Genomic DNA, 1,577 nt, shown 5'->3' on the forward strand with positions numbered 1-1,577 from the left:
GCTGGGCGGTGCGGCGACCGATCCGGTCGGCAAGGCGGGCGCGAGCAGCCTGTCGGCCGAGCTGATGACCAAGGGCACCACGACCCGCTCGGCAACCGAGATCGCCCGCGCGGTCGAAAGCCTGGGCGGTTCCATCTCGGCGGGTGCGTCGGATGACGGCGCGACCATCGACCTGACCGTGCCCTCGGCCCAGGCCGACACCGCGATGACGATCCTGGCCGATGTCGCGACCCATCCCGCCTTCCAGCAAGCCGAGATCGATCGCGCACGGACCCAGTCGATCGACGGCCTGAACGTCGCGATAAAGAACCCGGCGCAGCTTTCGGCCATGGTCGCCGACCGCGTCGTCTATGGCGGGCGGCCGTACGGCCAGCCGCTGTCGGGCACCCCCGCCTCGTTGAAGGCGCTGACCCGCGCCGACCTGACCGCCGCTTATGCGCGCAGCTGGAAGCCCGGCCAGGCGACCCTGTTGTTCGTCGGCGACGTCACCCCGGCCCAGGCCAAGGCACTGGCGGAGCGGTATCTGGGCAACTGGCGGGTCGCTGGCCCGGCATCGGCGTCGGCCAAGCCCGCCGAGCCCGCCTTCCCTGCGCCGCGCGTCATCGTCGTCGACATGCCCGATGCCGGACAGGCGGGTGTGGTCGTCGCCCGTTCGGGCATTCGCCGAGCCGATGACCGTTATTACCCACTGGCCGTCGCCAATACGGTGCTGGGCGGCGGCTTCTCGTCGCGGCTCAACCAGGAAATCCGCATCAAGCGCGGTCTGGCTTACGGCGCGGGCAGCTCGGTGGCGGCGGGGCGTGATATCGGCATGATCTCGGCCCGTACCCAGACCAAGAATCCCTCCGCCGCCGAAGTGGTCGGGCTGATCGACCAGCAGATGCGCCTGCTCGGCACCGCACCCGTCCCGCAGGACGAACTGGCGACGCGCCAGGCGGTGCTGGTCGGCGGTTTCGGCCGGACGATCGAGACGACCGACGGTATCGCGGACATCCTCGCCAACTATACGCTCCAGGGCGTGCCGCTGGAGGAGCTGAGCCGCTACATCCCGCGCGTGCAGGCGGTAGACTCGGCGGCGGTGCAGTCGGCCTCCGCCGCGCTGCTCGATCCCAAGGCGGCGAGCATCATCGTTGTCGGCGACGCCAAGCAATTCCTGCCTGCGCTGAAGGCCGCGCATCCCGATGTCGAAGTCATCCCGGCCGACGCGGTGAACCTGGACTCGCCCAAGCTGCGCTGATCATCCCACTCCTCCCCAGGCGATGCTTGGGGAGGAGTTCTTATGGGGCGACCGCCTGGCGATCATCCGCCGATACGCGAAATCCTTAACCCTGTCGGGTATAAGCGCCTGAGCGAACACGGACAGGCCAAGGACACTCCACGCATTGCAGGTGGCGAAGCGAACGGTACGGCGGATGGTGCAGGGCTGGCTGATCTTGGTCGGTCTGTTGCTGACGTTCGGCCTGGTGCTGGCCGCGCATGGGGCTTGGCGTCGGGCTTCGCGCCCTGTGCCGACCGCCAGTCCCTCACCCTGTCTCTTATACCCCTCTGACGCTGCCGACGATCTTACGGCTGGTGTA

Annotated in this window: 1 protein-coding gene; it reads left to right on the plus strand. The window is 68.6% G+C overall.

Annotated elements, in window-relative coordinates; translation table 11 throughout:
* Positions 1 to 1,237: M16 family metallopeptidase (locus tag SB4_RS18450; protein WP_193753893.1), on the plus strand; the 1,237-nt coding region annotated here is incomplete at its 5' end.
* Positions 1,238 to 1,577 lie beyond the last annotated feature (340 nt).

The sequence above is a fragment of the Sphingomonas sanguinis genome (assembly GCF_001476905.1).
Classification (GTDB): domain Bacteria; phylum Pseudomonadota; class Alphaproteobacteria; order Sphingomonadales; family Sphingomonadaceae; genus Sphingomonas; species Sphingomonas sanguinis_B.